The organism is Microcoleus sp. PH2017_12_PCY_D_A (assembly GCF_020738565.1).
Taxonomy (GTDB): domain Bacteria; phylum Cyanobacteriota; class Cyanobacteriia; order Cyanobacteriales; family Microcoleaceae; genus Microcoleus.
The window spans coordinates 91031-115483 of the sequence record NZ_JAEQCI010000020.1 but is presented as its reverse complement, the minus strand read 5'-3'; the positions used below and the strand labels follow the sequence as shown (position 1 = coordinate 115483).

The 24453-nt window shown below is 45.3% G+C and carries 23 protein-coding genes; 11 read left to right on the top strand and 12 right to left on the bottom strand.

Features of this window, described 5'->3' with window-relative positions; translation table 11 throughout:
* Positions 1-110 precede the first annotated feature (110 nt).
* Both JGK39_RS05250 and JGK39_RS05245 read left to right on the top strand, forming a co-directional pair.
* On the top strand, positions 111-815 hold the full coding sequence (locus JGK39_RS05250) for a helix-turn-helix transcriptional regulator (RefSeq protein WP_293252109.1): 705 nt from the start codon (positions 111-113) through the stop codon (positions 813-815).
* A gap of 231 nt (positions 816-1046) precedes the next feature.
* Entirely contained in the window at positions 1047-1370 is a 324-nt protein-coding gene (locus JGK39_RS05245) for an STAS domain-containing protein (protein ID WP_293252111.1), read from the top strand.
* A 59-nt stretch (positions 1371-1429) separates the two neighbouring features.
* Here JGK39_RS05245 and JGK39_RS05240 read toward each other — a convergent pair whose 3' ends face one another.
* Positions 1430-2566, bottom strand: a complete 1137-nt coding sequence (locus tag JGK39_RS05240; RefSeq protein ID WP_293252113.1) for a SpoIIE family protein phosphatase — start codon at positions 2564-2566, stop codon at positions 1430-1432.
* A gap of 785 nt (positions 2567-3351) precedes the next feature.
* Between JGK39_RS05240 and JGK39_RS05235 the strand changes: the two genes are divergently transcribed.
* Both JGK39_RS05235 and JGK39_RS05230 read left to right on the top strand, forming a co-directional pair.
* Positions 3352-4542 carry a transposase gene (locus tag JGK39_RS05235; protein ID WP_293252115.1) on the top strand — a complete coding sequence of 397 codons (1191 nt, stop codon included), beginning with the start codon at positions 3352-3354 and terminating at the stop codon, positions 4540-4542.
* 65 nt (positions 4543-4607) lie between these two features.
* The gene (locus JGK39_RS05230) at positions 4608-5117 is read left to right on the top strand and encodes an ATP-binding protein (protein ID WP_293252117.1); all 510 of its coding nucleotides are present in this window, start codon (positions 4608-4610) and stop codon (positions 5115-5117) included.
* Positions 5118-5132: 15 nt separating this feature from the next.
* Here the strand turns inward: JGK39_RS05230 and JGK39_RS05225 are convergent, their stop codons facing one another.
* Both JGK39_RS05225 and JGK39_RS05220 read right to left on the bottom strand, forming a co-directional pair.
* Entirely contained in the window at positions 5133-5906 is a 774-nt protein-coding gene (locus JGK39_RS05225; RefSeq protein WP_293252119.1) for a DUF1350 family protein, read from the bottom strand.
* Positions 5907-6304: 398 nt separating this feature from the next.
* Positions 6305-7336: a glycosyltransferase family 2 protein gene (locus JGK39_RS05220; protein ID WP_293252121.1), complete on the bottom strand. Its 1032-nt coding sequence runs from the start codon at positions 7334-7336 to the stop codon at positions 6305-6307.
* A gap of 895 nt (positions 7337-8231) precedes the next feature.
* On the opposite strand from JGK39_RS05220, the gene JGK39_RS05215 reads away from it, so the two are divergent.
* Complete coding sequence (locus JGK39_RS05215) at positions 8232-8426, top strand: hypothetical protein (protein WP_293252123.1); 195 nt, start codon at positions 8232-8234, stop codon at positions 8424-8426.
* Between the two features lie 93 nt (positions 8427-8519).
* Here the strand turns inward: JGK39_RS05215 and JGK39_RS05210 are convergent, their stop codons facing one another.
* Positions 8520-9254: a glycosyltransferase gene (locus JGK39_RS05210; RefSeq protein WP_293252125.1), complete on the bottom strand. Its 735-nt coding sequence runs from the start codon at positions 9252-9254 to the stop codon at positions 8520-8522.
* Positions 9254-9667, bottom strand: a complete 414-nt coding sequence (locus JGK39_RS05205; protein ID WP_293252127.1) for a glycosyltransferase family 2 protein — start codon at positions 9665-9667, stop codon at positions 9254-9256. Before JGK39_RS05205 ends, JGK39_RS05210 begins: the two co-directional genes overlap by 1 nt.
* A gap of 504 nt (positions 9668-10171) precedes the next feature.
* On the opposite strand from JGK39_RS05205, the gene ggt reads away from it, so the two are divergent.
* The 4 genes from ggt (at position 10172) to JGK39_RS05185 (ending at position 14438) form a co-directional block, all read left to right on the top strand.
* Complete coding sequence (gene ggt, locus JGK39_RS05200) at positions 10172-11899, top strand: gamma-glutamyltransferase (RefSeq protein ID WP_293252129.1); 1728 nt, start codon at positions 10172-10174, stop codon at positions 11897-11899.
* A 393-nt stretch (positions 11900-12292) separates the two neighbouring features.
* Positions 12293-13222 carry a choice-of-anchor L domain-containing protein gene (locus tag JGK39_RS05195; protein ID WP_293252131.1) on the top strand — a complete coding sequence of 310 codons (930 nt, stop codon included), beginning with the start codon at positions 12293-12295 and terminating at the stop codon, positions 13220-13222.
* A gap of 493 nt (positions 13223-13715) precedes the next feature.
* Positions 13716-14159, top strand: a complete 444-nt coding sequence (gene panD / locus JGK39_RS05190; protein ID WP_293252133.1) for an aspartate 1-decarboxylase — start codon at positions 13716-13718, stop codon at positions 14157-14159.
* A 153-nt stretch (positions 14160-14312) separates the two neighbouring features.
* Complete coding sequence (locus JGK39_RS05185; protein ID WP_293252135.1) at positions 14313-14438, top strand: hypothetical protein; 126 nt, start codon at positions 14313-14315, stop codon at positions 14436-14438.
* A 242-nt stretch (positions 14439-14680) separates the two neighbouring features.
* Here JGK39_RS05185 and JGK39_RS05180 read toward each other — a convergent pair whose 3' ends face one another.
* From JGK39_RS05180 to JGK39_RS05170, 3 genes are all read right to left on the bottom strand, one after another.
* A complete protein-coding gene (locus JGK39_RS05180; RefSeq protein ID WP_293252137.1) occupies positions 14681-15733 on the bottom strand; it encodes a pentapeptide repeat-containing protein in 1053 nt (350 codons plus the stop codon).
* A 24-nt stretch (positions 15734-15757) separates the two neighbouring features.
* Entirely contained in the window at positions 15758-15892 is a 135-nt protein-coding gene (locus tag JGK39_RS05175; RefSeq protein WP_293252139.1) for a hypothetical protein, read from the bottom strand.
* Between the two features lie 325 nt (positions 15893-16217).
* The gene (locus tag JGK39_RS05170) at positions 16218-17066 is read right to left on the bottom strand and encodes an alpha/beta hydrolase (protein ID WP_293252141.1); all 849 of its coding nucleotides are present in this window, start codon (positions 17064-17066) and stop codon (positions 16218-16220) included.
* Between the two features lie 143 nt (positions 17067-17209).
* On the opposite strand from JGK39_RS05170, the gene JGK39_RS05165 reads away from it, so the two are divergent.
* Positions 17210-17665, top strand: coding sequence for an aspartyl protease family protein (locus JGK39_RS05165; protein WP_293252143.1), 456 nt, complete (start codon positions 17210-17212; stop codon positions 17663-17665).
* A 194-nt stretch (positions 17666-17859) separates the two neighbouring features.
* On the opposite strand, the gene JGK39_RS05160 is transcribed toward JGK39_RS05165, so the two are convergent.
* A complete protein-coding gene (locus tag JGK39_RS05160) occupies positions 17860-18582 on the bottom strand; it encodes a DUF3120 domain-containing protein (protein WP_293252145.1) in 723 nt (240 codons plus the stop codon).
* Positions 18575-19162 carry a hypothetical protein gene (locus JGK39_RS05155; RefSeq protein WP_366048729.1) on the bottom strand — a complete coding sequence of 196 codons (588 nt, stop codon included), beginning with the start codon at positions 19160-19162 and terminating at the stop codon, positions 18575-18577. The genes JGK39_RS05160 and JGK39_RS05155 overlap by 8 nt, the downstream gene beginning before the upstream one ends.
* Before the next feature lie 677 nt (positions 19163-19839).
* Here JGK39_RS05155 and JGK39_RS05150 point away from each other — a divergent pair.
* Positions 19840-21078 carry a ferrochelatase gene (locus tag JGK39_RS05150; protein ID WP_293252147.1) on the top strand — a complete coding sequence of 413 codons (1239 nt, stop codon included), beginning with the start codon at positions 19840-19842 and terminating at the stop codon, positions 21076-21078.
* 173 nt (positions 21079-21251) lie between these two features.
* On the opposite strand, the gene JGK39_RS05145 is transcribed toward JGK39_RS05150, so the two are convergent.
* Both JGK39_RS05145 and JGK39_RS05140 read right to left on the bottom strand, forming a co-directional pair.
* Positions 21252-23054 (bottom strand): tetratricopeptide repeat protein, encoded by a 1803-nt coding sequence (locus JGK39_RS05145; RefSeq protein WP_293252149.1) that lies wholly within the window; start codon positions 23052-23054, stop codon positions 21252-21254.
* Positions 23055-24386: a P-loop NTPase fold protein gene (locus JGK39_RS05140; protein ID WP_293252151.1), complete on the bottom strand. Its 1332-nt coding sequence runs from the start codon at positions 24384-24386 to the stop codon at positions 23055-23057.
* Positions 24387-24453: the final 67 nt, after the last annotated feature.

Sequence of the window (24453 nt, the reverse complement as noted above, 5' to 3'; positions counted from 1 at the left end):
AGGCAAGATGCCTGTGCCACTTTCTGTTGTGGGGTGGGCATCTTGCCCGCCACAGGCAAGATGCCTGTGCCACTTCTTTTGTGGGGCGTTGCTCCTAGTCCGCCCCAAAGATGTATTTCCTTAAGGCTCGTGACAGTTTACGATCGAGAATATGTCCATTTATTAATTTGGATGAATTTTTCGTGGCAGCTAATATTCCCGATTATGCTCTTCAACTGCAACGGCTGATGCAACAGGCCGGGATTTCGAGCGATCGAGAACTCAGCCAAAAAGCAGGAGTTCCCGAAATTCAGGTCATCCGCCTGCGTCGCGGCTTAGCTTTGAAAACCCGAGCCGACATCCTGCTCAAAATCAGTCAAGCTTTGCAAATTTCCTTAAATGAACTGCTCGCAACCTTGGCGCCAGACTTTGTAGAGTTAGAAAAGGCACCACCGACAGCCTTAGAACAAGAATATCAGCGCCTCCAAGCTGCGATCGCACAGCAGCGAGAATCTTTGATGCAGGAATTCCAGCTCGCTAGCGTGCAAATTTTAGAATCTTGGATGTTGCAGTGGCCGACTGCTGCGAGCAAAGCTCAGGAAAATCATAACTTGCGGGCCCAGAAGCTGCTGCCGTTGCTGCGGCCAGTCGAGCAGTTATTGGAGCATTGGGGCATAGAGTCGATCGCCCCAGTCGGAGCAGAGATTCCCTACAACCCGCAACAGCACCAGCTCATCGAAGGAACAGCCCAGCTTGGAGAACCCGTCAAAGTCCGCTATACAGGCTATACACAAGGCGATAAACTCCTCTACCGCGCCAAAGTTAGCTTAGTTTGATGCCATTCTGCATTCAGCAAAACAAAAATTGTCCCCCTCTCAAAATTCACTCGCGGTGGCGAAGCGCTGGGAGTATCATCAGCGTTCCCATCCGCAAAGAGCGCCATCTCTTGCACTCAAAAATATTCTCCCGTTCTCTTATTTTCCCTTTTTCTTATTTGGATCGGAGTCCATCTCGCAGCTATACTTAGCCTAGTCTGGCTAGAAATTCTGACATTCCCACCGCAAAATATGAGTCCTGTAGTTAAAATTATTCAGCCCTCTGGCATTTTAGACGGCACCAAGGCAAGTCAATTCCGCCAAGAAATTAGCGACCTAGTGGAAGCGGGAGCCGATGTGGTATTGATAGACTTCACTGATGTGACTTTTATGGATAGTTCTGGTTTGGGCGCTTTAGTCTTGGCGCTCAAAACAGTCCGGGCCGCTGGGAGTCAATTAGTCGTCTGTTCTATCAACGAGCAAATCCGCATTTTATTTGAACTCACCAGCATGGATCGAGTTTTCGAGATCTTTCCGACCCGGGATGCTTTTAATAGCAAAATTCTTTCAACTTAGTAATTTTTTTGGCTGCTGCCTTCTTGCTATTTGGTCGTCAATGTGGTGCAAGAGGTCAGCTAGCCAAAGTTGATCCTGAGTAAAGACCAATCATCATCAAAAACTGCTTTAGCGTTCAACTTTTGAGTGTATCTCAAAACCAGCTCTAACTGGTCGGCAGTTCCACCGTTGTAAGATGCGAGCAGATCGATGAAAGGGTCTAGCCCCCAGATATTGCCGTCAGGTTGGTGAATCTCGTATACTCCGTCGCTAAAGATGTAGAGAGTGCTTAAATCCTCGACATCGCAGCAATTATCGACATAGGGGGCGTCGGGGAACATCCCGACTGGCATTCCGGGGGTTTTTAATTGCTTGATTTTAGCAGTGCTCGCAGGGGACTGGGAAATCAACACGGCCGGGGGATGGCCGGCGCTGGCATAAGTTAGCTGTCGAGTAATGCGGTTGTAAACGCCGTACCAGATGGTGAAATATTTGTCATTTTGGTAGCTCATCTGGAAGGTGGTGTTGAGGGCCCGCAAAACATCGCTGGGTTTGTAGTAGTCAATGTTGGGCAGTGCGCGCGATCGCAACAAATTCAGCACGGCCACCGAAGGCAGGGCCGCCCGCAAACCGTGACCGGCTACGTCGAGCAAGTAAATCGCCAAATAATCGGCATCCAACCAGTTGTAGTCGAAACAATCTCCGCCTAACTGCCGGGAAGGAATGAATTTTGCCTCGATGCTGACAGGTTCCGTCATCGGATCTGGCAGCAGCGATTGCACGTACTCGGCTGCTTCGGCTAACTCTGCTTCCAGGCTTTGCTTGGCAATTTTCAAATCTCGGCTGAGTTGGTGCAGCCGCAATCCGGCGCGTACTCTCGCCTGCAATTCGTTGAGTTCTATCGGCTTGGAGATAAAATCGTCGGCACCGGCGTCAAGCCCTTTGACTCGATCGGCGATCGAACCCAAAGAAGTCAACAAAAAGAATTGTGTAGTTGACAGTTCCGGATCTGCCTTAACTCGACGGCAAACATCAATGCCGGTCAAGCGCGGCATGATCCAATCGCAAATTATCAGCGCCGGACGCATTTTTTGCGCCTGGGCTACGCCGTCTTCGCCATTGCTTGCTACTGTCACTTCGTAACCCTGTTTTTTCAGGGTTCTTCTCAGCAGTTCTTGAACAGCCGTATCATCGTCAATAACCAGAATTTGAAACATGGCACTCTGGTACTACAAGTCTTTCAAAGGTCTGGGGGTCATTTAAAATATATCCTGTGAGGGCGACTGTCTGAGATTGAGTATAGTCTATTGACACTCTCAGCGCTGAAGCGACTGAGATTCTTGGATCTGCGAACGACTTTAAAACCCACTATCCTGACGGCAATGCTTAAACCAATTACCCGCGCTACAGCGCCAACTAACGAGCCTAACTTAGTGAATCCTTTCTTAGTCTATCTCCTCAAGCGTACTAGGGTACGAGCCTAGCGTTCGGGTGTGCCCCGCCCTACGTTTCCGGTCAAGCATTGTTTGTTTCTCTGTGGGTGGGATTTTCTGTTGGATATCCCTAGCTGTTTTGAGAGTTTTCGCCGCTCTTTGCCCAGTTCTTTACGCCTAAAAGTGTGTCTTGCAACCGTTTCACTATGGCGAGGGAGTCTAACCCCGACAGTTCGATTATACCAAAACCTACGCACTTTAGACCAAATATCGCGGGGACTCGCATTCCCCCGGGTCGCTTGTATCGAGCGGGCTAAAGCCACTGAGTTTTACGCTTACCGAGTGTTTCTATAACATCGCTTTTCAGGTAAATGCTTTTGCCGGCCAGCCATCAAGTTCAATTTACCTTTAAATTTGATGCAAATTTTTGTTGGGTCGAACTTCACCCAGTTTATCAAGAACTTGGGTTTAACACCCCGTCCTTCTAGGACGGCTTTAATTGTAACTTTTCATTACACGCTTACCTGTTTTGTGCTGACTGCGGTAGCATAAGATTGGAGGTAAGAGCAATGCTAGTTTTTGAGTTCAAAGTTTACGGAAAATCAAGTCAGTTCCAAGCGGTAGGTGAAGCAATTCGTACCAGCCAGTTTGTCCGCAATAGCTGCTTGCGCTATTGGATGGACAATCCTAAAAAGAACAAGTACGACTTGAACAAATACTGTGCTGTATTAGCAGCAACTTTTCCGTTTACAGACGAACTCAACTCTCAGGCAAGGCAGGCAAGTGCAGAACGTGCTTGGGCAGCTATCTCCCGGTTCTACGAAAACAGCAAGAAAAAGATTCCTAGCAAAAAAGGATATCCACAATTCCAGAAAGACTGTCGTTCTGTTGAATACAAATCGACTGGGTGGAAACTTGCTTCGGACAGAAAGTCGATAACTTTTACCGACAAAAAAGGAATCGGCAAACTCAAACTCAAGGGTACTCGCGATTTGCATTTTTACTCCTTCAGCCAGATTAAACGGGTTCGACTGGTAAAACGCGCTGACGGTATCTACGTTCAATTTTGTATTGATGTTAATCGAAAGGAAAATACAGAGCCAACAGGTAAGACGATTGGATTAGATGTTGGATTGAAGGAGTATTATACCGATTCAAACGGAGTCACCGTTGAAAACCCTAGATTCCTGAAAAAAGGTGAACGTGTTCTCAAACGCAGTCAGCGTCGAGTATCTAGAAAGGTTAAAGGTTCAAAAAACAGAGGTAAAGCCCGACAGATTTTAGGTAAGCGCCATCTCAAAATAAGCAGGCAGCGTAAAGACCATGCTGTGAAACTGGCAAGGTGCGTAGTTCAGTCAAACGACTTGATAGCCTACGAAGATTTGAGAATTAAAAACATGGTGCAGAATCATTGTCTAGCCAAGTCTATTAACGACGCATCTTGGTATCAGTTCCGCGTCTGGCTTGAATATTTTGGAAAAGTATTTGATCGCGTAACTGTTGCGGTGAATCCGCAATATACCAGTCAAGAATGCTCCCTTTGTGGTGAAGTTGTCAAAAAAACGCTATCCACCAGGACTCACGCTTGTAAATGTGGGTGTTTGATGGATAGAGATGAAAACGCCGCTAGAAATATCCTAAGTCGGGGGTTGGGTACGGTAGGGCATACCGGAACCTTTGCAGTAGAGGCAAGTAACGCTTTGGAAGAATCGACCTCTACTTTGGTTGGAGAGATCCAATTAGAGCAAGTCGGCTCGTAGATCAAAGAATCCCCACGCCTCGATAGCTGGGGAGTGTCAAGGAACTATAATTTTAGTGACAGACCGTGATTGAATTACAAGGTTCCGAAAAATTGCAACCCCTAAAGAAAGCGGCTCTTCAAGTCAATACTGGTCAGAGTGCTTTAGAGCCAGTTTTGTCCTGGTTTGCTCAGTTGTACGAGCAGCGAATTCCTACAAGTGTGTGGATACGCTGTCAGTTGGCTTTGGCTGAGGGCTTTACAAATGCGGTGCGTCACGCCCACGAGGGCCAACGGCCGGATTTGCCGGTGGAGATTGACGTATTGGTGTCTGCTGAATCTGTAGAAATTAAAATTTGGGATTCTGGCCCTCCCTTTGATTTAGACCAAAAAATTCAAGATATGTCGAAAACGATCGATCCTGAAGCTTCCGGCGGGCGGGGCCTCAAGTTGATGAAAGACATCGCAGACAGTCTCAGTTATACGAGAACGGCTGATGGTCGTAACTGTCTGTCGATCGTCAAAAATTATACTCCTATCCCCGATCCGGCGGACGAAGATGATATTTTGCAATTGCCGGACGAACTTTTGGGTTAATCGGCTCATCCGCTTTTAAACGCGGGATAAAGGGTTCAGCCAAAGCAGAATTGTCCGTTTTAATTGATTTAATTCTCGATACACTTCTTGTTTTACCCATTGGCCAAGAGCGTCGAAGGGTGTAAAAATTTGACCGACAGGCCAGCTAACATCTTGACCTAAGGGCGTTTGATGGTTGCCCGCCAGAGTCTGGAATGTAATCATGTCGGGAAATCTCTGTTTGAGCAAACCTGTTAACAGCAGGGTTTGGTCGATGTTGTCGCCGTTAAATTTGACTAACAGATTGCGCCGGATTTGATACCTATCTTGCACGAGGCGGTTGGTGTCTTGCGGGGAAGGGGTAAACTCTACGTTAAAGACGGGGGAAATTTGCTCGACGATCGGGATTGCTTCGGATGCCGCATAATTGTTGAAGGAGATCAGAATATTGCCGGCTCTTTCTACGTCAAACACCGAACCGATCAGCAAGTGCAGTTTGCATCCCATGCTGTGCCCCATGCCGTAGACGGGGAGATAGGAAGATTTGAGCAATTTGGTGGCGCGCAACCTGTCGAGGGCATTTTCAAATTTGTTGAGGACATCGCGGGCGATCGCAATATGATCCAAGGTATTGACAAACGGCGTTGCTACTACCACATATCCTTGATTCCCCAAAGCCTCTAACAGCCACCGATAGGTGAGTTGCGGTGCAGTAGCTACAAATGCGCCGCCGAGAAAATGTACGATCGCGATCGGTTTTGAGTTTGAGGGAATTAATACCCAGTTGCCAGAAATTTCTTGCCAGTCCATAAATTCAATTTAGTTAAAAGTAAAAAGGCGATCGTTCTCTGAAGGTATCAGGTAGAAGGTACAAAGCATAATTTTTGTTAACTTTTTGCTTTTACTTTCTGCCTAACAAATAGGTTTGCTACCCATTTTAAAATTCAAAAAACTTGGCTTTTTACTTACACCTTATTTATTCTAAGTGTTTTGGCAGCAAATAGCACGGCGGGTACACCCTGCTATTTCCCGATCGCTCGGGCTGAGGCTGGCGGCTTAATATAACACTATACGCGATGGTTAACGCTTTGTTGCGATCGCTCTGGCGTCGCGCGATCGAGCGTATCTATTTTTCAGAGGCTTTTATCTCCAAGACGGTTCAGATCGAACCGTCTTAGATCAAAACCTGCATACAAATACAAGAGCCTTTAGGAAAAACCGCTGACTTCCGACGATCGCTGGGGATTAAATTCTGCTGCATGACGGGTGCTTTCTGTCGTTTGACGGCTCAACTTCTCGTGAGATTTCATCCATTTCCACTTGTTCAGAGTAGCTTGAGGATTGAGGGCTGTGGTAGCGATGCCATAAATCAGAGTCAGTACAATCTCCCGATTCAACCAACTTTGTCCCACCTTTCTCATGTAGTGCAGTGCCAAAACTTCTCGGAATTTGTTGAGCCTTGGCAAAAAGGGCAAATTGTTAAAGCACAACTGTTCGTACTCGTTGAGCGATAACTCTTTTTCTCCCCGCAAGCGCCGCAGTTGGTTTTCCTTGACACACTCAGAAGCTATGCGCTTTTTCAGCCAGTGCTTATCGGTGAGAGAGTTTCCTCTAATTCGATAATTTCCCAAAGGTGCTGTCGCCGCTAGCAAGCCGTGCTTTTGAGCAATTTTGGTAAATAACTCTGTATCTTCTCCTACCTGCCAATCTTCTGCAAAGCCGCCTTCTTTGAGCAGAATGAAGCGATCGACTACCACAGAAGACGGGAAAACCCAAGGACTTTCGCCTGTCTGCTTAATCGCCTGCATTTCTGCTTTAGTTGTAGGATAGGTAGGAACGTAACTCAACTTGTTGCCATGCTTGTCTAAATACCGCAAAGCGTGAGCAACTGCTTTGACTTCGGGATTGTCTGCGAGCATCTTCAAACAAACTTCTAGCTTGTTGGGTTCCCAGGTATCGTCGCTGTCTAGAAACGCTACATACTTGCCGGTTGCCCGCTTGATCATTAAATTTCTTGACTTGGAAACCCCATAATTGTGGGGATTTCTATAGAACTTAATTCTCGAATCTTGCTTGGCCAGCCTAGCACCAACTTTGCTAGTATTGTCCGTCGAGCAGTCATCAACAATTAAAATTTCTAGATGCTTGTGGCTGCCATTAACTACGGAGGCAACGGCCTCGGCCAGGGTTTCGGCTGCATTGAATGCAGGAATGATTACACTGACTTTTGGGCTGTTCATAACTTGAATTAGTTGTGGTTTGGTAGTTGTTCGCTGAAGTATCGTCTTCGCCACATATGACCCCTGAAATTAGAATACGAAGCAAGTAAGGATTTTCCGCTGAAACTGAAAATTGCTGGCTGCCAAACGCACTGACTGGGATCTAGTGCGATGAAAGCTCGCGTTTTAGCAGTTAAGTTGCAAAGCATAATGTCCCGCGCTAGATGATTCCAGCTTCCACCCCCTGGCGTGTATGCCAGCAAGGGCAAAAATAGGATGCTGTTTCCCATCGTTCGTCTATCTACATAGAATCAACAGTGCTTTCCGCAAAGGATTATACAGCTTTATTAAGTTTTATGACAGGAAATTTAAAAAATTAACTTCCTATATCAAACTTCCTGCCTTGGGGGAAACAAGAGGTTAACTTACAGGGCGAAATAGTTATCTAAACTTAGTCAAAACTTGCTGGAAAAGATAAGTCTAGAAAGGCTATAATATCTGCCATGCCGAAAACCAAGGCTCAATTATCCGGTTTGTAAACCGATTGGCTGAAAATAGTGGGTGACTCATGGCTAAAAGCGACCGCTAGAATTGTTTTTTGGATTAGGATGGGCTACATCCGAATTTACGCCTGTGGACAAGTTGCGAGCCGACTCCCTTGGGTGAAGTAGGAAGCAGACCCTTCAAGAGCAATCTTGATTGAATAGTGAGACTTGAGAAAGTTTAGCTAAGTTTTGTGTAGCAGAAACAGAGTTGGCTAGGGAATAGTGCGAAAATTTGGATTTTAGCCGTGTTTTCCGCTACTTAGTAGCTAGGCTGTTGATTTATACAGCCGTACTGCGCTTATTTACCTATAGCCAATATAACAGGCTGGAAGCCTGAGTGGGATCAGCCTAGCGGGGGGAAAACCCTCAATATGGGTATCGCAACCGATTTGACAGCTAATTTTTTTGGCGAATTCCCCTCTGTTCAATCCTTTGAGGGCTTTTGCCAGGGCGATCGCATTTTAGAGGGCCTGTGCAAAGAACCAATTTTTATTAACAACTCGACTGATGCAGAGATTGTCCACCAGTCGAGTTGTCAACAAACAGGCGGGTATTACCTACCCTAGAAGTCGAATCTCTAGCTGAGTCCAGTTAACTGTTCAGCTACTGCTAGAAAGTGGCAGAGTTCGGTAGGCTAGATGTAGCAGCCCAATAGCTAATTAGTGAAATTCTTGATTTAATCGCTTCTGATATTTCATCCACTGAATTTTGTGTACAGTGGCTTGAGGGTTCAGCACTGTTGTGGCAATTCCGTAAATTAGAGCAGGCAAAATCTCACGATTTAACCAGCTTTCTCCGGCTTTTCTCATGAAGCGAGTTGCCACAATCTCTCTGAACTTATTGAGTTTTTTCAACGGCGACAGATTTTGGAAAAAGATTTCTTGGTATTGCTTCAATGTTAACTCTGATTCACCGCGAATTCTGCGCTGCTGGTTTTTTTTAACGCAGTCTATCGCTAGACGCTTGTTCAACCAATATTTATCGGTTAACGAATTGCCCAAAACTCGGTAGTTTCCTAAGGGCATCTTTGTGCTTAGCATCCCGTGCTTTTGAGCTAGTCTGGCCATCAGTTCGGTATCTGCACCTACTTTCCAGTTGTCTAAAAATCCTCCGATTTCTAGGATAGCTTCTCGTTCTACTACTAAAGCTGTGGGAAAAACCCAAGGAAGCGCGCCGTTTTGTTGAACATCCTGCAATTCTTCCCGACTTGTAGGATATGTGGGAATGTAGCTGACTTTCTCGCCGTCCTTGTTGAGATAGCGGAGGGCGTGACCGACTGATTTAACTTCTGGGTGTTTGTATAGGAGATTCAAACATTCTTCTAGTTTGTTTTGTTCCCTGGTGTCGTCACTGTCTAAAAATGCGATAAATTTTCCGGTTGCTGCTTCGAGCATTAAATTTCTAGATTGTAAGCTCCTAGGTTTTTCGGATTTTTGTAATACTTAATTGGCAGATCTTGCCCCGCCATGTCGGTGACTATTTTGTCGGTGCCGTCGGTGGAACCGTCGTCAATCACTAGGATTTCTATATTCCGGTGAGTCCCCTGGAGTGCGGAGGCGATCGCTTCGCCTATGGTGTCTTTGGCGTTGAATGCCGGCATGATGATGCTAACTTTTTCGCGGGAAAAATTTGTGCTAATGGCAGGTGCTGCTGCTTTTTTGACAATCCTGGGTGCGAGAATAGTGGGCGAAGCAGTTTTGAATTTTTCTGTGTTTAACTTGTTGTCGATTGCACCTGCAATATCTCTATTCTTGATGTTTTTGAGGTTGAATCTGGGGATGAATGCGCCGATATTTTCTGCATTCATAAAGCTTGATGGAGATGTTTATTTGAGATGATTGTTTGCTTCAATAGATTCCGATTAACCAACACTCCGGACAGTTGGGTGAACAGTTCACTAACGCTTTTTTGGGCTTTAAGTTCAAGGATTGCGGTTTTTGGGAAAGTTAGCTCCACGCCCTGACTTGAACAAAAGCTCCAGCCTATGAGTGGATAGGGCTTTGCTCCTTAAAATCAGCGCAAATTTTGATCGGAGTATTCATTAATAAAAATTTAATAATTAATCCAGCCATACTAGCAATCTTCCCGCTCGGCTGCAACACTTTTGGCTATAAGTTTTTTTGATAATGCTTAAAATTGCTGACAATTTAAATTAGAATGTAGTGTATTTAACAATTACCCTACTGAACATATTTGAGTTTGAGTAAACTTGTGGCTGTTAATGATTCCGATCTGAAGTTAAATTAAATCTATGTCTTTAGGATGAGGTCATTTAATTGTCACTGTAATATTAACTGACAGAGGGGGGGAAATGTTTTCAAAGTTAAGCGATAAAGTGCGAATTTATACTTTTTTCCTGGCAGTAATACTGTTAGGTGGGTGCCAGCAGCAGCTACAGCCAAACTTGCAGCAGCAGCGCAGCAAACAGGTGATGGCAGTTTCGGCTCACCCCTTGGCGAGCGCGGTGGGGCTGAGCGTGCTGCAACAGGGAGGCAATGCGGTGGATGCGGCGGCTGCTACGGCTTTGGCGATTTCGGTGGTGGAGCCTTTTTCGGCGGGTATCGGCGGTGGGGGTTTTTTGCTGCTGCGGCGGGCAGAAACGGGGACTGTGCAAGCGCTGGATTTCCGGGAACGATCGCCCAAAGGAGCAACGCGAGATATGTATTTGGACAAGCAAGGAAAGGTGCGGGCAAGGGCAAGTCGGGACGGGCATTTGGCGGCGGGCATTCCGGGTACTGTGGCTGGACTTTATACGGTGCACCGCGAGTACGGTAAGTTGCCTTGGGCCCAGGTGGTGGCTCCGGCGATCGCCCTTGCCCAAAAGGGTTTTCCAGTAAGTTCCCGCTTCACAAAGGCTACTCTCCAACACAAGGATGCGATTAACAAGAATCGGGCGGCACGGGATATTTTCACTCGTAGTGACGTTTTATACCAACCGGGGGAGGTTTTGGTACAGCGAGATTTGGCGCGGACATTGCGACAAATTGCACAAAATCCCCAAAGTTTTTATCGCGGAGATATTGCGCGGGCGATCGCCGCAGACATGGCTAAAAATGGTGGCATCATCACTCTCGAAGACCTCAAAAACTATACGCCGATTTGGCGAAATCCGATTTGTGGCAAGTTTCGCACTTACGAACTTTGCGCGATGTCGCCTCCTTCTTCCGGCGGCGTTCATCTGTTGCAAATCCTCAATATTCTGGGCGATACCGATCTCAAGAGTTTGGGCAGGCAAAGCCCAGATACGCTACATTTGCTGGCGGAATCGATGAGGATTGTCTATGCTGACAGGGCCGAATATTTGGGCGATCCAGATTTTGTCAGCGTACCTGTCAAAGCTCTGACTAGCAGGAATTATGGCAAATTTCGCCGATCGCAAATCCAAATGTCCAAAGCCAAACCTTCGAGGGAGGTAAAAGCTGTTGACGCTCAAACTTTGAGCCGCTTTGCCTACGAGTCGCCGGAAACTACGCACCTAACGGTAGTTGACAAAGAGCGCAATGTTGTGAGTTTGACGTTTACGGTGAATGGCCGTTTTGGTGCTGGGGTTGTGGCGGCGGGTACGGGAATTTTGCTCAACAATGAGATGGATGATTTTGCTGCTGCGCCGGGAGTGCCGAATTTGTTTGGTTTGGTGGGCGGTGAGGCAAATGCGATCGCCCCTCTTAAAACTCCTTTATCCAGCATGACGCCCATTATCGTGACGCAAAATGGCAAATTTCGCCTCGCTGCGGGGGCTCCTGGAGGCAGTACGATTATTACCACGGTGCTGCAAATTGTCCTCAACGTGTTGGTTTACGAGATGAATGTCGGCGATGCTGTGTCTGCACCCCGGATTCACCATCAGTGGCAGCCCGATCGCCTGATGGTGGAACGCGGAGGTTTTGAGGCTGGGACGCTTGAGGAGTTACGCAGGCGGGGACATCAGATTTTTGAACGCGACGGCTGGGGAAATGCCAATGCGATCGTCCTGACTGGTGACGGTTGGTTGGAAGGGGCGGCCGATCCGCGCGGGGAAGGAGAAGCAAAGGGGTTTTAGCGATCGGTGATTAGTGATTAGTCATTAGTTGTGATATCGAGTGAGGTCGATCGACCCCACTTGATGTCAATGGCGGATTTACCCAAAAACCGGGTTTTTTGGGCAAAATCTTTTGTCAAGGGCGATCGCAAACCACATAAAAACCCGGTTTCTTTAATATCCTGTGCGTACTTCCTAAAATTATTAGTCTGTGTACGTATATTTTGGGATTTGTATTTTTCCCCTGAAATTTATAGATTGAATAACTGCTAATAAACAGCTAAAATCATTAACCCCCCAAGCCGTAAAATTACGTAGATGTAAAGTCATTGTAAAGGCACTAGACATTGATGCTTATCTAATGTGAAAATGAAGTTATACCTTAAATAATCTTAGTTTTTTAACCCAAAAAATATGATAACTTCTCACAAAAGTTCTGCCTTAACTGCTACCTTGACTGCTGCTCTGAGCTTTTTGGCATCACCAGCAATGGCATTTTCGGTAGGCGCGACTAATAACACTGAGATCTTGAAAAAAAATTTATTAGGAAAGAATACAGCGGGCTTGAGTGATTTCTCTGTTTTAATTACCGGAAATCAGGCTGCTTTTGGTACTTTTACTAATGACCCTTTTGGTTTGCAGTCAGGCGTTGTTCTCAGCACTGGCAAAGTCACCGATATACCGGGTCAGAATCGGAAAGATAACCTAATGACCAACGGCAGTGATTTAAACACGGACTTTGGAGTAAAGGGCGAAGCTGGGGATTTAACTCAGCTAGACCTCAGATTTTTTGCTGACGACACTGCTGAAAAGTTGTTCTTTGAGTATGTATTTGGTTCAGAGGAGTTTCCTGAGTTCGGCGGTTCTGAATATAATGACGATTTTGAACTGTTGCTGAATGGTCGTAACTTAGCAAAATTGAGCGACGGCAAAACAGTTACAATTAATAATCTCGTTCCCGATCCAAATAATCGCTCTACAGATCACTCAGACTATATTAACAACCCAAGTTTGAAAGGTATTGCGGCTAACATCATTAAGCTAGACGGTTTTACTAAAGTTTTAGGGTTTGAGGGTTTGCTCAAGCAAAATCAGACAAATGTTCTCAGCATTCGCATGAAAGATGTGGGCGACGGTAATTTTGATTCGGCTGTATTTATTAAAGGCGGTTCTGTGGGAACCATAAAAGCTGATACAGTTCCCGAATCGGTGGCTGTATTGGTTAAAAGCAGTTCTGTGGAGACGGTAGAAGCTGAACCGGTTCCAGAACCGATGACTGTCGGAGGTTTGATGGCGGGAGGTGCTATGCTGGCTGCTGGGCGAAAGCTGCGCCGCCGGAAGTAATTGGTAGTGCACTCAAGGAAAGGATGCAGTAAGCTACTCTTAGAGAGAATAGTTTGCTATTGGTGATATGACAGTAGAAATTCCTCAATTTTAGATTTGAGACTCAAGTTCAAGCTCCCAAATTTAATACTGGAAGTAATACCATTTTTCTAAAATCGTGCAACACTCTTCGACCCCCCCTAGCCCCCCGCTGTATTGCGGGGGGGGGGACAAGAATACTGTTGCATTATTTTTTTAAATTGGTATAAATCTAAAATATAAAATACCAATACTTCGGACAGTTTTTTAAAGCCTCTGTAAGCTTTACAGCGCAAGCCTTTGCATTTTTAATTTTTTTTTTAACTGAAGGCTAAACTCAAAGGAAAGAAAAAATAGTTCACACTATAGCCAGTAAGGGTTTTAGATATTCGATTCTGCCTAAAACTGTCCGAGTATTGAAATATAAAATATAAAATATAAAATCGACTGACATATACAGTACAGGAAAAAAACAATGGCTAGAATTAGACTGATGCACGCTAAGCTACATGGAGTGCGCGTAACGGATGCAAATGTTAATTATGTAGGTAGCGTCACCATTGACAATGAATTGATCGATAAGGTGGGAATTCTGCCTTTACAGGAGGTGGAAATTTGGAATGTTAGTAATGGGAACCGCTTGTCAACCTATGTGTTGCCAGGAGAGCCGGGAAGTGGTGTCATTTGTCTCAACGGTGCAGCATCTCATTTGTGCGATCCTGGAGATTTTGTGATTATTGCTGCCTATGAAGAATGCGATCGCGCTGAGGTATTTCGCACCGGACACGAGGCGCGAGTAGTAATTGCCGATGAACACAATCGCTGTAAAAAGTTTTTCTACCAGACTTTAGTTCCCTGCGAGGGCAAACTCCTGTTTCAATCTGAGACAACCGAATTAGCAGCAACAACGAATTCCTAAGATTTTATCACAAAAAAAATAGGACTTACGCATGGGGGCCCAGAAACCGGGTTTTTTACCGATATTAAAGACTCCCAGCGAATATTTTCGTGAAAAAACCCGGTTTGTTCCATCGGAGTGCGTAAGTCCCGAAGAGGATTTTTGGCATAGGCTATGAAATTTATCGATCGAAACAACGAAATGCTGTTATTTAAAGTTTTGAACCCATTTCCTTTAATGAGTTTTATCGGTTGGTATTACCTGTCTGCGAGCAAGCAGCAGATGAAGAAATCGGGATAAAATTCAAACACAAAGGTAATACTAAAGTGTGCAAGTTAAATGTGGAACAGCTTATAATTTGACATAACTTAACGGCTATAGGTTCGTAGTGAGGACTTTAGTCCTCTTCTAATTGAGAGGACTAAAGTCCTCACTACGAACCTATTTTATGGGGGTTGTTCTAGAGATCGTGATAAAAGTTGGGAGTAACAATTTGCCGAAACTAGATTTTTGGCTTGAGAAGTGAGGAAAAACTCAATCCTTTAACTGTGTACCGTACCGTCGGGTAAGATTGTACCTGTTAATCTAGCTCCGGTGAGTTTTACCATAACGCGATCGCCATAACCGATTTTAGCACCCGTCAAATCCGCACCGCTCAAGTCTGCACCGCTCAAATCCGCTCCGATTAAATTGGTTTCTCTCAAGTTGGCATTAATCAAACAAGCTCCTAACAGGTTAGCCCTAAACAAGTTAGCTTTTTGTAAATTCGCACTTGTGAGGTTGACATTGTGCAGAAAAGTATCGCTTAAGTCGGCTTCACTCAAATTTGCATTGCTCAAGTTTCTCCCTGAAAAATCCTTTTCTTTTAAGGAAGCTCCTTTGAAGTTGGAACCGCTCAAATCGGGAGCTTGCGGTGCTGCTTGTCGGTAAGACTGAGATGGGTGCGGTTGCTGCGATTGGTAGCGCGACGCATCTGAATAGGGCCCGGTGGGATTTGCAGTATAGTTTCCACCATAGTTTCCCGCATAATTGCCAGCAGGTTTTCCTGAATAGGGCTCGGAATAGTAGCGCGGTTCTTTTGGCGTTGCTGGTGGTGGCTGGGTGTTTTGGTGCTGGGTGTTTTGGTGCTGGGTGTTTCTATATTGAGTGTTTTGTTGCTGGGTGTTTTGTTGCTGGGTATTTCTGTGCTGAGTGTTTTGTTGCTGAGTGTTTTGTTGCTGGGTGTTTTGATACTGAGTATTTTGATACTGAGTATTTTGATACTGAGTATTTCTGTACTGGGTGTTTTGTTGCTGAGTATTTCTGTGCTGGGTGTTTTGTTGCTGGGTGTTTTGTTGCTGGGTATTTCTGTGCTGAGTGTTTTTGTGCTGAGTGTTCTGATTTTGACCTCTTGGCTGAATCGATCGCAATTGTTCGCGAGCTTGATTAATTTCCTTAATCTTTTCTTCAGCTTTTTGGAGTAGTCTAGGATTATCTTTAGGGATGCGATCGGGGTGCCAAATGAACGCTAAATCCTTGTAGGCTTGAGTAATTTCTTCTCGGGAAGCTCCCGGCAAGAGTCCCAGCACTTTATAGTATTGGTCGAGGTCGTTCATGATACCACCTTTCGCTTTAAGAAATTAGGAATTAAAAATTAAGATCGGAGCAAAAGCTGCTGTAAAAGCTTGCTTCCCCGATCGTACATTACTTGACATCCTCACGCCCGCTAAAGCAACGGTGATTCCAAGAATCACTTCTTGGTTTTTCTGCTTCATAGCAACTGCCTCCACCCTCAATGGGATTTGGTCTTATGTTCGCTCCACAGACTAGCCCCGCAAGCCCTGCGGTTTTAAACAAACAGTCAAAAAAAACCAAAAAACTTATGAAAGTTTATGTCTTTCAAGGATGTTTACCATTGCCTCTCAAGCTTTTCCCGGTCTACCAACTTTTCCTCGCCGTCGTCTACTTGTGTGGACGAACTTTGGTGTTAGGCTTTATGTCTCCGTTGTCGCGGGTGGGTCAACGACCACCTCTATTTTAGTAAAAGCCGTCGCAGAACGACGGGGTTTCTACAGAATTTTTTGATGAACAACAACTCAGCTAAGCCGCTGCTGGCAAAAAGTCCCGGATTAGCTGCAAATATGTTGCGGCATCCTCCAGCATCGGAAAGTGAGCTGTATTGGGAATTATAACAAATTCTACTTTTTTGCTGAGAGAGGCTGCTTGCTCTCCCATGACGGCGGGGATAATTCGATCGAACTCTCCGGCCACCAGCAGCGTGGGAACGCTCAACCGTGCGAATTCCTGGGGCATTTCCTCGGCTGCTCTTTTGCTGACTGCTGTCACCATTGTACCGATCGCAGCTTCCTCGTCGGCCATTAAGAAATCCTTGAGAAATGCTAAACTCACCGCTGTGGGGAGAGATTGGCGCAAAAACCGGGCCATAAAGATGCGATCGACAAACGGGATAGAAGCCAGCCAAGACGGGCGAAATTTGACTACATAGCCGCCGAATTTGTGAAAAGTTGTAAAGGCTTTCTCATCGTATTCAAAAATGCCGCTGCAAGTGAGAATGGCTTTTTCTACTTTTTCGGGGTAAAGGTTGAGAAATAAAGTAGCAATAGATGCTCCTGTAGAGTGAGCGTTGAGAAAGACGCGGCTTAAATTCAGAGCTTCTAATAATTCGGCTAAGTCGCGGGCGTAGGTTTCAAGTTCGTAGCTGGACTCAGGAGGTGATGGCGGTAAGGGCGATCGGCCAAAACCTCTCATATCGTACAGCAAACAATCAAAATCATCAGCAATAGCGCGCGCCGTGCTTTCCCAGTAGCGAGCCGAGCCAGCCCAGCCGTGGAGAAATACCATCACTGGTTTGCTGCTGGGTTGGGCGCTATTGTCTGCTGTTATCCACTCGTAATAATGTTCTACACCGCGAACTGAAATGAAAGCCATGATTTAGATTTTAGATTTTGGATTTTAGATTTTAGATTTTAACTCATAATTGTTCAGTAAATCTGGGTTACTCTGGGGCGATCGCGTCTGGGTTAGCAGGAATCGTATAATGTAAGCATAAAAAGATTCAAAGGAAATTTAGTATGAAAGAATTAAATAAATTAGAATTGGATGGCATCAAGAATATGGGGGCAGTTAAGACTCAGGTAAAGCTGACAAATGCCATAGATGAAGCTTTAGTTAGCCGTGGGTTGCTCGCGCCTCGGCTGTTGCGCGAGTGTGAAACAGAAGCTTTAGTAGATACAGGATCGGTTTACCTAGTAATTTCAGGAGAGATGTTACAGCAGCTAGGTTTGCGGATTATAGGACAGCAAGTTGTTAAGTATGCTGATGGTCGTCAAGAAACCGTAGGAGTAACGGAGGCTATATTAATTGAAATTGATGGACGCAGGACTACGGAGGATGCTCTGGTGACAGGTGATGAGGTGTTGATTGGTCAGGTGGTTTTGGAGAAGTTAGATTTGCTTGTGGATTGTAAAAATCAGCGGTTAATCGGCAATCCAACTAATCCTGGTTATCCTGTGACTTATATCAAGTGAACATGGGGGATAATAAAAAATAGAATTCCTAACGACAACAAGTAAGGTGCGTCAGTTTATAAACCAAAATTTTTTGTGCTCACCTTCAGACTGACGCACCCTACAACTGAGAAGTGCTAGATAAGCCTCGCCATTTTTGTTAGGTCTCTCTGTGCGCAGTGCGCACCCTACAATGTAGATAGACTGTGGCAATTTTAAGCGGCAGAAGCAGCCAGCCAAAACAAACCATCCACCAAAAGCGTGCTCAAAACTGCTCCGCTGAAGGCGCGCCAGTGCAGGCTAGGGCGCAAACTCAGCAAACCGACTGTTAGCAGCACAGCGATTAAAACTAAAGCGCAGCCTATGCCCCAAGGAGTGTCGATTTGCCCGATCGCACTTTGAAAAATCGGCATCGCGAATTCCGGTTCCGCGTGCATGACTTTGCGCCAGTAGGGCATCAACCCAGTTAAATAAAAATATAAGTCAGTAATAGCAGTGCCAAATAGCGAACCCAAGTAAAAATACCCGCCAACTTTTCCCCAGGATTTGTTCAAGCACCAAATAGCAAAGGGCAAGCCAATTGATTCTATAGGTAAGTGCAAAATTGGTTCCCATCTAAACCAGCCCCAATAGATGGAACCTGCCAGCCAACATCCGGCAAAGCCTAATAATAAGTCTCCCCAAACTTGGGTTTTGGGGCGAAAAATTAGGATTAAACTAAGTACGAACCAGGGGATAGTTGAGAGCAAACTGATGGTTGGATATAAACGCACTAATGGTGCTTGCACGAAGACGGGAATTGAGACTAAAAATGCTGAGGCGCTAAATATTAACCACTGTTTGAGGCTGTTTGTTCTACCTGAAGAAAGAGGATTTTCTAAGCGAGAAACGGTGACAATAGGTGCGATCGCCGATGATACTAAATCTAAATTAAACAACTGACTGGACTCCGTACTGTTTCAATAGGTGGACTAAAAATTGTGCTGCGGTTGTCGGTGCGGCTGTCTCGATGCCGGCGGAGGTTTGGCTGATTTGCCAGCCTTTTGCCGTCTGGGGAGATCGCCACAAATCTAAATGTGCGATCGCGGGATCTGCGTAAAAGCTGTCTCCACCGCAGCCGAGAATTGCCGAGCTCCAGTGCGTGAAGCGATCGTGGCTGATGCGGTGGATGGGAAAATTGCCCCCCAGGGGTACTCCCCAGCCGTCTAGGGCAAAAAATGCCCCAACTCGGCCGCCGATTTGCTGCCACATCCAAGCCGCCCCGATCGCCCCGGCTACTCCTGCCGAAAAGCTGACAAATACTAAACTTTCTCCTGCTAAGTCTTGGCTGCACAGAAAGTGCAATATGTCAAGAGCTGAAAAAGGCGGATATTTATGAGCGGGAAAAATCTTAACAGAGTAGAATGTCTGGGTATTTTGCCGGGGTTCTAGGTCTCCCCAAACTTCCGAAAGTCCCTCTAGGAAACAATCAGTGAGTTTTGGGTCGTGGATTCCGGGGCAAATTACCAGTCTCATCATGCTTCAATAAAATTAATCAAGAGCTTAACATAACTTTACTTTATTGTACACCATAACTAATTATATGCCATACGGGGGGATAGGATGTTAAACTCATGATAGCGGAAAGTTTGAAGAATATCCCCCCAAAATAAACGCTGGGAACGCTCCAAACCTGCGGAATCCGAGGCAAGGCGAGAGAGTCTTAAGAAAACATAAAACTTATCCCCCCTGGCCCCATTCCCTGTCAGGCTTAACAAAGTCTGATTCTAGTTCTAGCCACCCTACGAGTTTCGGGTCGGAACCAAAAAGCCGATTTAGCTTGACCAGCAGAAGCCCCGCACTCTACTCAATCGAGGGTGAGCGACGGGATAAATGCCAGCAAGTTGACGATTCCATCCCAAAGTCGAATTCCTCTTCGCCACTGGGAACAGCGTCGGGGTGGATGACGAAACGAGCAAATTTTTTGATGTAGTGAAGCATCTTGACCATTACCTCCAATGCAAAAACCAAGCTAAACGGAGCGTGTTGCAAGAAAAAGTATGGGTCTTGGGAACCAGGACTCCTGCCCTTGGAGGCAATGTAAGACCAAAAAGACTACGGAGTTCGCTTGGCGGTTGTCATTGAATTGGGAAGCCCGTGCTGTACCGTAGGTCAGCGTCGGGTAGTTCATAATAAATAAAATTGAGGAATACAAAGTGGTTGCTTCTCCAGAAAAAATCGAGTTCAAAATATCTGCTGCACCCGCAAGTAATGACCGGGTTGCTGTCTTGCTGATGGGTTACGGCGAAGTCGAAAGCTACGACGATTTTGCCAACTACAACGAACAAGCTTTAAATTTACTTACGGCAAAGTTTGCCCCGGTACCGACTTGGATTTATCCGCCGCTGGCCAAGATTTTAGCAATCTTTGACTTGCACGAATGGAGTCACCAGCACGGTCAATTTGTTTCGCCGCACAATGCTATTTTTGAACAGCAGCGGGCGGGGATTGAAAAGAATTTGCAGGAAAAATGGGGCGATCGGGTAAAAGTGTTCAAAGCTTTTAACTTTTGCGCGCCGTTTTTGCCGGAACAAGTAATTCCGCAAATTAAAGCTGAAGGCTTTGATAAGATTCTGATTTATCCGCTGTTGGTTGTTGATTCTGTTTTCACCAGCGGCATTGCTGTAGAACAGGTGAATAAGGCTTTAGCTCAAACATTTGATGGTAAGGAACATTGGGTAAAAGGACAGCGCTACATTCCTTCTTTTTACGATGAACCGGCTTACATTCAGCTAATGGCTGATATGGTTGAAGATGAGATTAAGAATGATTTGGCTGTAGCGCATTTGCCTTCTCAAATTGGGATTGTGTTGATGAATCACGGTTGTCCGCACAAGGCGAAGGGCTTTACTTCGGGGATTGTGGAAAGTCAAGCTTTGTACGATCGCGTGCGGGAACGTTTGATGTATCGCTATCCTTTGATTTCGGTGGGCTGGCTGAATCACGACACGCCGCTGATTGAATGGACACAGCCGGATGCGACGTTGGCTGCGAAGAATTTGATTGATTTGGGTGCAACTGCGATCGTGTTTATGCCGATCGGATTTGCGACTGAAAATCACGAAACTTTGTTAGATGTTGACCACGTGATTGAGTCTTTGCAGAAACAGCGTCAAGGTGTAACTTACCGCAAATTGCCTTGCGTGAACGATCGTCCAGAGTTTCTGAAAATGGCGGCTGAGTGGGCAAATCCGCAGATTGAAGCGTTGTTGAATGAGACGGCAGTTGCTGTTAATCCGAGTTTGGCTTCCACACACCGCGAGCACAGTCATTCTCATGGGGAGCACGGGCATTCTCATGGGGAACACGGGCATTCTCATGGCGGGCATTCTCACGGGCACGGGCATTCTCACGATCACGGACATTCTCATGGCGGGCAGGGGCACAGTCACTAATTAGGATCTCAGAAACCGGGTTTTTGCGATAATACTGCGTTGAAGACGACAGATTAAGTAAAAACCCGGTTTCTTTTGTCGGAGTGGTAAGTCGAGATTGATTAATGAATTTAACCCTTTAAAAATTCTACTGTTTTAAGGGCAGGGGAGTAGGTATCATCAGCTAATTGCCATTACTGCTTGTTTCGATCAAGATTACCTAAATTAAACAAAGTTTCTGTATGTTCTTGCGGGAAAGCCTCACGAGTTCTGACTGTTAAAGCATTTTCATAACACTTTTTCGCCCGTTCGATATTCTCAGCCCTTTCTCCCCTGATTCTGTTACTGTAGGCTTCTCCCAGATTATTTTGCGTCCTTGCCCAATATTCGGGAAAGGCATCGGGGGTGTAGACGGATAATGCAGCAGTGTAAGATGCGATCGCCCGTTCGATATTCTCAGCCCTTTCTCCCCTGATTCTGTTACTGTAGGCAGTTGCCAGATTATTTTGGGTCATTGCCCAATATTCGGGAAAAGCTTCAAGGGTATAAACTTCTAGTGCATTTCGGTAAAATGCGATCGCCTTTTCTAGATTATCAGCCCTCTCTCCCCTGATTCTGTTACTGTAGGCATTTGCCAGATTATTTTGCGTCATCGCCCAATATTCGGGAAAAGCTTCAAGGGTATAAACTTCTAGTGCATTTCGGTAAAATGCGATCGCCCATTCGATATTATCAGCGCTTTCTCCCCTGATTCTGTTATCGATGAATTGCCCTAAATGACTTGCCAGATTTCGGAGGAAATTAGCGCCATTTTCGCCTCCTTGTTCTGTTAACTTTGCCGCTACTGACTTGCAAGTTTCCAGAAATCCACGATCTAATAATTCTGAGTTATTCTGTAAAATCTGCGGTTCGTCTCCGTTGTGGCAATTCAGCAGGGTGTTAATTAGTTGCAGGTAGACTTGGGCGCGGGTTTCGTCGTAAGATGCGATCGCCCGTTCTAAATTATTCGCCCGATAGCCTTGAGGATATTCTTGGTAAAGATTCCCCAGTCGTCCCAAAGCAGCAGCCTCTCCTAGGCTATCTTTCAAACTCCTAGCAATTTCTAAAGACTGCTGATATAGATGGAATACCCGTTCCCACAATCCTAAGTCACGGTAAAGATCGCCTAACTCTAACAAAGTCTCAGACTCCGCCTGGGGTAAGTTCAATTTTCTTTGCAAAGCAAGTGACTTGTCAAAGAAATGAATTGCCCGATCGAGCTCCTGTGAATAATCCTCTGGTTTGCGCGTGTTTACCAGGCTTGCATAACTATTAGCAACTCGATTGTATAGCGTTGCTAATGCAGGAGTTTCCATCGCTTGTTGCTCCAGGTTTTCTACCTGATCTAACAGTTCATCTAGCGGTAAAGTCTCTCTTCTCTCAGGCTCAATCAGCAGAGAAATTTCCCCATTCCAATTAACCACACCTGTTTCTTGCACCACCGGTGCTACAAATCGAAATACACCACTCCGCCAACTCCAAAAATCCGGCGCTTCCCGACTCAAGCGACTCAGAATATTTGGTGTTACCCAAAGTACAATGGGATAAGGAAACTCCCGTAACCCCTCCCGCGTCCATTGCAAATAGCCGAAAAAACGGCTTAACTCAGACCGATGATTAGAGTCAGCTTGTGACACAAACTCCATCAAAGCCTCCGTTCCCGTTACAGTAATTGCGGCTGATGCGTGGGATTCTTTTAACTCTGGGCAATCCTTAACCAGTTGCTCCAATGCAGCCCTTATACTCGGTTCTTGTTGATTCAATACCACTCGATAACAGGAGATATTGGGAGCAAGTTCGGCCTCGTAACGATTAATAATCTGGGTTTGAAAATCTCCTGGTTTACAGGAAGCAATCAACAATGACAATACACCTTTACTTGCTTCAATTAAAGAGACAAGACCATCGTAACTATCCTCATTAATTGATTGATCGTCCACGATTTCACTGTCAAGCATTTACCCCTCCGCTCCAATTAAGCCACGCCGCTGCAATATTTCCTGAACCACTGGATGAACTCCAAACCACAAATCGTCATTGCGATATTCTAGGATATAGAGCGTGTGCAATAAATCTAAGAAATCCTGATCCATCCCATCTTTGGGTAAATAATTTTGGTATACATCCACTAGAATTTGATAGCGATTTTGTCCCAGGGGTTCTGTTAAATTAATTCGATAATCTTTAATAGCATTTTCCAAAATCTCAGGCGTAATTATCAAATCTTGCTTGTCTGGTGTGCGACGTAATTGCTTCAAACATAACCCACAGCACAGACTAGCCAAACGAATAAATTCTCGCAATGCACCACCACTTTTGACAATCATCATCTGAGTTGCTTCCGGTGCAATCAACTCCTTGGGGATTCGCTTGTAAAGAATTTGTTCAAATACTTTTACAGCTTCTGCGACAGGAGAGGCATTGGCAACTCTATCTTCTCCACGCGGAAACAACTTCGTCGCCCACATGGATTGAATCTTATTTTTAGTAGCATTCTGAATAATTCCTCGCAACGACAGATCTCGTGTCGCCGCCATTGGAATTGTATAAATAATCCGAAATTGAGGTTGAAATAACGCATTGATATTATTTCGATAAACGCGATTAACCGTTTCTAAATCTAGTTTATCAAGATCGTCAATCACGACCAGAACTTCTTGTCTGCACCCCGCTTGAATCGCAACAGCGATATCATTAATGCGATCGATCAACTCTGAAATCCGTCTTTCAAACTTAGTCGTAATTTCCTCACGAATCACAGAGTTAGCCTTCAAAGTTGCTTTCAATTTGGCAAAGAATTTGACAAATAAAGCATTGACACCAGCTTCTCCACTCGTTTCTAACTCCATGCCAGATTCAAAGGAAGTTTCCTCAGTTCTAGTATGCTCATCAAGCCACTGATAAAAAGCTTTTTTTGTTTTAGAACCGATTTTAATCTGGCGTTTTTCTGCTGCTTCCATAAGCTGTACTGCCATAGCAAACAAAATGGTGACATGATCCACTTCTGATGTTCCAATCATGTCAGCGATTGAAAAGAAAACTACAAAGTAGCGATCCTTCGTATCCTGGCAGAATTGACCCAGCAATGTCGATTTGCCTGACCCACGATGCCCTGTAAAAATGATTTTGTTATCGTCTGGTGAGCAATCTTCAACCAAATGATCTAATTCTTCTAAAATTTCAGTACCATATTCCACATGAAATCTATTCAGTTGCTCTGCGGTGCTCAAGGGAGGTAACTGAAGATTCTGGAAGGCTGTTTGGAAGGATGCTAGGCGCTGGTTAGTCATAGGGAATATATATGCACTCTAACTCTTAGTTTAGCACAATGCCCTGTAATCTCACCCCTCTACTGCT

Coding starts and splice junctions, on each gene's coding strand:
- JGK39_RS05225 (WP_293252119.1), bottom strand. CDS start 5,906: ATGGACTGGCAAGAAATTTCTGGCAACTGGGTATTAATTCCCTCAAAC.
- JGK39_RS05145 (WP_293252149.1), bottom strand. CDS start 23,054: ATGCTTGACAGTGAAATCGTGGACGATCAATCAATTAATGAGGATAGT.
- JGK39_RS05250 (WP_293252109.1), top strand. CDS start 111: ATGTATTTCCTTAAGGCTCGTGACAGTTTACGATCGAGAATATGTCCA.
- JGK39_RS05235 (WP_293252115.1), top strand. CDS start 3,352: ATGCTAGTTTTTGAGTTCAAAGTTTACGGAAAATCAAGTCAGTTCCAA.
- JGK39_RS05210 (WP_293252125.1), bottom strand. CDS start 9,254: ATGCTCGAAGCAGCAACCGGAAAATTTATCGCATTTTTAGACAGTGAC.
- JGK39_RS05140 (WP_293252151.1), bottom strand. CDS start 24,386: ATGACTAACCAGCGCCTAGCATCCTTCCAAACAGCCTTCCAGAATCTT.
- JGK39_RS05180 (WP_293252137.1), bottom strand. CDS start 15,733: ATGAACGACCTCGACCAATACTATAAAGTGCTGGGACTCTTGCCGGGA.
- JGK39_RS05245 (WP_293252111.1), top strand. CDS start 1,047: ATGAGTCCTGTAGTTAAAATTATTCAGCCCTCTGGCATTTTAGACGGC.
- JGK39_RS05205 (WP_293252127.1), bottom strand. CDS start 9,667: ATGAATGCAGAAAATATCGGCGCATTCATCCCCAGATTCAACCTCAAA.
- ggt (WP_293252129.1), top strand. CDS start 10,172: ATGTTTTCAAAGTTAAGCGATAAAGTGCGAATTTATACTTTTTTCCTG.
- JGK39_RS05185 (WP_293252135.1), top strand. CDS start 14,313: ATGAAATTTATCGATCGAAACAACGAAATGCTGTTATTTAAAGTTTTG.
- JGK39_RS05215 (WP_293252123.1), top strand. CDS start 8,232: ATGGGTATCGCAACCGATTTGACAGCTAATTTTTTTGGCGAATTCCCC.
- JGK39_RS05155 (WP_366048729.1), bottom strand. CDS start 19,162: ATGATGAGACTGGTAATTTGCCCCGGAATCCACGACCCAAAACTCACT.
- panD (WP_293252133.1), top strand. CDS start 13,716: ATGGCTAGAATTAGACTGATGCACGCTAAGCTACATGGAGTGCGCGTA.
- JGK39_RS05170 (WP_293252141.1), bottom strand. CDS start 17,066: ATGGCTTTCATTTCAGTTCGCGGTGTAGAACATTATTACGAGTGGATA.
- JGK39_RS05175 (WP_293252139.1), bottom strand. CDS start 15,892: ATGAAGCAGAAAAACCAAGAAGTGATTCTTGGAATCACCGTTGCTTTA.
- JGK39_RS05220 (WP_293252121.1), bottom strand. CDS start 7,336: ATGAACAGCCCAAAAGTCAGTGTAATCATTCCTGCATTCAATGCAGCC.
- JGK39_RS05240 (WP_293252113.1), bottom strand. CDS start 2,566: ATGTTTCAAATTCTGGTTATTGACGATGATACGGCTGTTCAAGAACTG.
- JGK39_RS05195 (WP_293252131.1), top strand. CDS start 12,293: ATGATAACTTCTCACAAAAGTTCTGCCTTAACTGCTACCTTGACTGCT.
- JGK39_RS05165 (WP_293252143.1), top strand. CDS start 17,210: ATGAAAGAATTAAATAAATTAGAATTGGATGGCATCAAGAATATGGGG.